General features: G+C 48.2%; 6 protein-coding genes and 1 pseudogene. 1 reads left to right on the top strand and 6 read right to left on the bottom strand.

The window, feature by feature from the left end; genetic code table 11:
* Positions 1–280: hypothetical protein (locus HMPREF3155_RS01100; RefSeq protein WP_148138204.1), on the top strand; the 280-nt coding region annotated here is incomplete at its 5' end.
* 80 nt (positions 281–360) lie between these two features.
* Here HMPREF3155_RS01100 and HMPREF3155_RS12420 read toward each other — a convergent pair.
* From HMPREF3155_RS12420 to HMPREF3155_RS13100, 6 genes and pseudogenes are all read right to left on the bottom strand, one after another.
* Entirely contained in the window at positions 361–597 is a 237-nt protein-coding gene (locus HMPREF3155_RS12420) for a peptide transporter (RefSeq protein WP_070456048.1), read from the bottom strand.
* Positions 598–768: 171 nt separating this feature from the next.
* Positions 769–1,203 (bottom strand): ParA family protein, encoded by a 435-nt coding sequence (locus HMPREF3155_RS01095; protein ID WP_239239156.1) that lies wholly within the window; start codon positions 1,201–1,203, stop codon positions 769–771.
* Between the two features lie 546 nt (positions 1,204–1,749).
* Positions 1,750–2,562 (bottom strand): trypsin-like serine protease, encoded by an 813-nt coding sequence (locus HMPREF3155_RS01090; protein WP_070432358.1) that lies wholly within the window; start codon positions 2,560–2,562, stop codon positions 1,750–1,752.
* Positions 2,559–2,741 (bottom strand): hypothetical protein, encoded by a 183-nt coding sequence (locus tag HMPREF3155_RS01085; protein WP_070432357.1) that lies wholly within the window; start codon positions 2,739–2,741, stop codon positions 2,559–2,561. Before HMPREF3155_RS01085 ends, HMPREF3155_RS01090 begins: the two co-directional genes overlap by 4 nt.
* A 14-nt stretch (positions 2,742–2,755) precedes the next feature.
* Positions 2,756–3,532, bottom strand: a complete 777-nt coding sequence (locus HMPREF3155_RS01080; protein WP_070432356.1) for a hypothetical protein — start codon at positions 3,530–3,532, stop codon at positions 2,756–2,758.
* A gap of 312 nt (positions 3,533–3,844) precedes the next feature.
* A pseudogene (locus HMPREF3155_RS13100) lies at positions 3,845–4,146 on the bottom strand (hypothetical protein); the annotation flags it as partial.

Genomic DNA, 4,146 nt, shown 5'->3' with positions numbered 1-4,146 from the left:
AGACAATGACGATACTCACCACGATGAGCAAGACACCGCCGTCCAGAACACCGTAGGGGAAGAGCAACCTGCACCCGAGACCACACCAGAAGAGGAAAACGCCGACAACACTCAAGACGAAGACACCAGCGGACTGAACGAAGGTGCGCGAGCAAGCCTCGACTTCCTCGCCAGCCTCGGCCTAGGTGGAGAACAGCAAAGCGTTACCAGCGACAGCGACACTACCGACGAACAAGCACCCGCTGATGAGCTTGAAGAAGAACAAGGCCCAGAGCTTTAGAAAACAGCGAGGTCAGAGCGCTAGAAGGAATAAATGTATATACCTACATACACATGTGTGTAGGTATATACACCAGTTAATCAGCTTCTTTCTTCGAGCCATCGTGTTGCCCACTCTTCAAAAAGTTGGGAGATGCTCTTCTCTTCTTCCACTGCAGCGAGTTTGAGTTCTTTAATCAATTGTCGATCACGGACGTACAACTGAAGACGTGTCGCTTTATCATTAGCTTGAGCGAACATCTTTGTTGAGGGCGAGCTCTCCGACCTATTTCCAGGTGATTCTTCCCGTGCCTTATTCTTAGCCTTTGGAATTGCCATCGTTTACCCCTTACTCCTCAAATGCTGCGATTACTTCTCGGGCCAAAGAATCCCACACCTTCGTACTGCTGGGCCTTGTTTCGAAGGCACGCCGTGTAGCCGCCCTAGTTGGGATGACTGTTTCAGCAAGCGCTGCAGTCTCATCACCCTCCAGCTCGGCATGGACTTCATCTAGAAGTTTTCCCTCCTGTCGACATTCGACAGAACAACTGCTGTTGGTGTCCCCATTTCTATTAGCCAAGAAAGCGTTACCTGAGTTCGATCAATATCCATCGGGGAAACACCAGTGGGAAGAAGGACTAAATCGGCAGCCTCGGCGCTTTCGGTTATGAAAGCTAAACCACCTGGAGGGGTATCGACTATAAGAAAGTCCGGATTGTTCCCCTTTCTGACAACTCCAGAGAAATCACTTGAGCTGTGGACAGATTCGATAGGAAATGGAAAATCCTTCACTTTGGTTGCCCATCGGGTAGCAGATTGCTGGGGATCGCCGTCTGCGATTGCAACGGTATACCCCATCTGCCGAATTGCCTCTGCGAGCATCACTGAAAGTGTGGTCTTCCCTGTCCCGCCCTTCGACTGAATCACGGAAATTACTCGAGTCATGACGCAAGAATAGCTTCAGGGATATTTTATCTAAGTAGCGACATGCGCATGTGTGTATATCATGCTATGTGGTCGATGGTCACTGATAGCAGTTAACCTAAAAGGGACTCTCTGCATGCACATATACAGATATGCGCATACTTCAAAGTTTAGCCGCTAAGCACCTACTGGAAGATGTTTCGGTTGCGGGCGCGCGTGAAGGCGGTATAGTTTTGGGTGTCCGCAACGCGCTTCCCCCGGCGCATAGCCGGACGGAAGGAAAACAAAAAGCCACGACTCCTGCACCCCGCAGGTGGCTTCTCCCCAGTGCTTCCAACGACGAGAAGCACTGGGGAGTTTCCTTTGTCACTGGAAGCCAAGAATTAAGATCCGTCAACCTGCCGGAAATAAGCACAGCCGTGAAATCTAGTCCGCAAAAAGATGCAGATTGGGTTTAGGCGGAAAACTAGATCCATCTAAACCCAATCTGCATAAGTCCGAAACATGCGCTCTAACTATCTTGGCATCTTCCGCTCTTTTGGTTCCCAAAGGAGAATCTTCCCAAGATTAACGGTAACCTTCACTGCTATCCTGCGTCTCCTTCATAAGGGAATTAATCCAATCAGCATACGGGAAGATATCTGAGTGCCACATCTTCCCACCCCTACGGTCTTGGCAAGTGGGATTCGCTCCTCCTGCTGTATGGACAGCATAAATAGTGTTTCCGGAGTATATTGCACCGCCGGAGTCTCCAGAGCACGACCAGGCGTCGGTAGTAGCAACGCTCTGGAGAATGTTGGAAAAGCTGCCTGCTTCAAATGAGTACTTATCATAGTACGCAACTACACGAACCTCAGCTGTGGAGGGGAAATCATGGTATCCCCCATACCCAATCAAACTAGCTTCATCATTAAAGGTTAAGGACTTTGTGGGTAGCTCAAAAGAATCAGCATTAATTCCGTCAGAAACTTTAATCAATGCAACATCTTCTGTTTCTCCCTTAGTATATACGTCTTCCACCTTCGCGCTTTGACCGTCATATTGCCTAATGAATCCCGAAGCACTCTGACCATTGAGTCCTTGGACACAGTGACGTGCGGTTATCCAAAAACCATTTCTCAGGTGATTGACCGTGCATCGCTTTTTCATTGTTTTCTCCGATTCTTTTATCCAAAGTTGTCCAACCCGGTCGTCTTGTTGCACAACTTTGCTCGAAGATTTTAGAGAAATCATTTCAGCAGGAAGTCCCTCTCGACCGCTATCCATCAACAGAGTACTTTCAAACTTCATCCCTATAAAAAGGGAGCCAAACACCAAAAGAACAGGTAACAGCGGTGAGAGAAAAGCTAGCTGCATTATGTGGCGCAGGGAGCCAGTCATTTCCTGCCAGAGCGCTCAGCACTCATAGCTCTCGCCAACATCAAAAAGCCGACGGACAGCAAAGAGAAAAATGCTATGGCGCCAATCTCTAAGGTACTAGGATCGTCAAAGCACCTTGGCAGCAGGACAACGACCAGCGCTGCAGAAAAAGCACCAAAGAAAAGAATTGCAGCTTTCATTCCGCACCCCTCAACTAAAGCTTAAAGCATTCGATGGCACCGGCGATATCGCCGGTGCCGATGGTGGCAATCGCTCCAATGCAGGCTGCACATACCGCCGCGCCGATAGGCTCTACACCACAGGCTGTTACACAAGTCGAACCGATCAGTCCAGCAACCACTCCATTAACACCAAGAATGGCACCAATGCACGCGGTCTTCTCTCCCCAGCCCTGTAGCTCAGGGGTGTCAGGATCGGCCTTTGGGACATTTTGGTTAGCCTGAAGGGTGGCTCCGTCAACGTAGTCAATGTCAAGGCCTTCGTCTTTAACAAGCTGATCATCCTTGAATACTTGGACGTTAAACTTGTTGTCAGAGCCTTTTGTATAAAGCGTCTCCGATTGGCCAATTGGAGACGAATGATCTTCCGTCTTGTAGGCAACGGTTATGTTACTGAGGTAATTATATTCTCCCTCGTTCGAATAAGGTACAGTAACGAGATCAAAGCTTTCTCCGTCATCACTCTTTACCGTCGTAACCTTTGTATTGTCGAGATCTAGGCGATCGGCGTCACCATGAGCATGGATTTTTCCCTTACTGACATTTTCCTTAGCGTCTTTTAGAAGTTCCGCTTTGTCTGGAGACTGGGTTGTATCCTTCGTGTTGGATGGGCCATTCGACGCTGCACAAGTACTGTTTGAAGCATTAGCTTCCTTATGTGGCATATCGACAGCGGTAGCAGTAGAAGCAGACCCAATCAAAATGGTGCCGGCTGCAAAGAAAGACATAATCTTGGAAGCAGATTTCAACATGATACCTTCTCCTGGCTCGTTGACGTGAAGTAACTATTGGAAATCGCCGGAAAATACCCTTTTTAGATCATAAATCTACAGAATTGTCAGAAATAGAAAGGGCAATTTCAATAACTTTCCGACGTTAACATGCAGCATACATCATATGAGAATAAATAAATATCTTTCATGTTTAAATTTTAGTTAAACTTATATTTCAATATAGTTAATTAAACTATATTGAAATTCCTTCTACCCTTTAGAATTTAAAGGTGCCTCCACAATTTGAACTCCAGTGCTTCCAACGACGAGAAGCACTGGGGGAGTTTCCTTTTATTGAGAGTCTTCCAGCCGTTCTTTGAGACTGGTGGCTAAGCCTAGAAGTTCGTCCGGGTTATCTGCAGGACACTGTTGGGCCAGATTCCTCTGTGTCGCGCGCACAAACTTGGCGAGTATGCCGGCGTCGCGGGCCAGTGGGGAAGTTGAAGGAAGTTCCGCCAGTATTGCTTGCAGGTGTTTGGCTGCACTGTTGGCGGCGTCTAGTGCGTACTCGTAGTCTCCAGTATCCCCGTGCGCCCCAATAAACAACGCGCACAGGTGCGTGTCCTGGGCTTCATGCACAATGCCAGCCATTG

Source organism: Corynebacterium sp. HMSC06D04 (assembly GCF_001807315.1).
GTDB lineage: Bacteria > Actinomycetota > Actinomycetes > Mycobacteriales > Mycobacteriaceae > Corynebacterium > Corynebacterium simulans.
Note: the sequence above shows the minus strand (reverse complement) of the source record. Positions and strands in the feature narration are given on the sequence as shown.

Excerpts from the sequence above, each read along its gene's own strand:
- HMPREF3155_RS12420 (WP_070456048.1), bottom strand. The coding sequence starts at position 597 with ATGGCAATTCCAAAGGCTAAGAATAAGGCACGGGAAGAATCACCTGGA.
- HMPREF3155_RS01095 (WP_239239156.1), bottom strand. The coding sequence starts at position 1,203 with ATGACTCGAGTAATTTCCGTGATTCAGTCGAAGGGCGGGACAGGGAAG.
- HMPREF3155_RS01090 (WP_070432358.1), bottom strand. The coding sequence starts at position 2,562 with ATGACTGGCTCCCTGCGCCACATAATGCAGCTAGCTTTTCTCTCACCG.
- HMPREF3155_RS01085 (WP_070432357.1), bottom strand. The coding sequence starts at position 2,741 with ATGAAAGCTGCAATTCTTTTCTTTGGTGCTTTTTCTGCAGCGCTGGTC.
- HMPREF3155_RS01080 (WP_070432356.1), bottom strand. The coding sequence starts at position 3,532 with ATGTTGAAATCTGCTTCCAAGATTATGTCTTTCTTTGCAGCCGGCACC.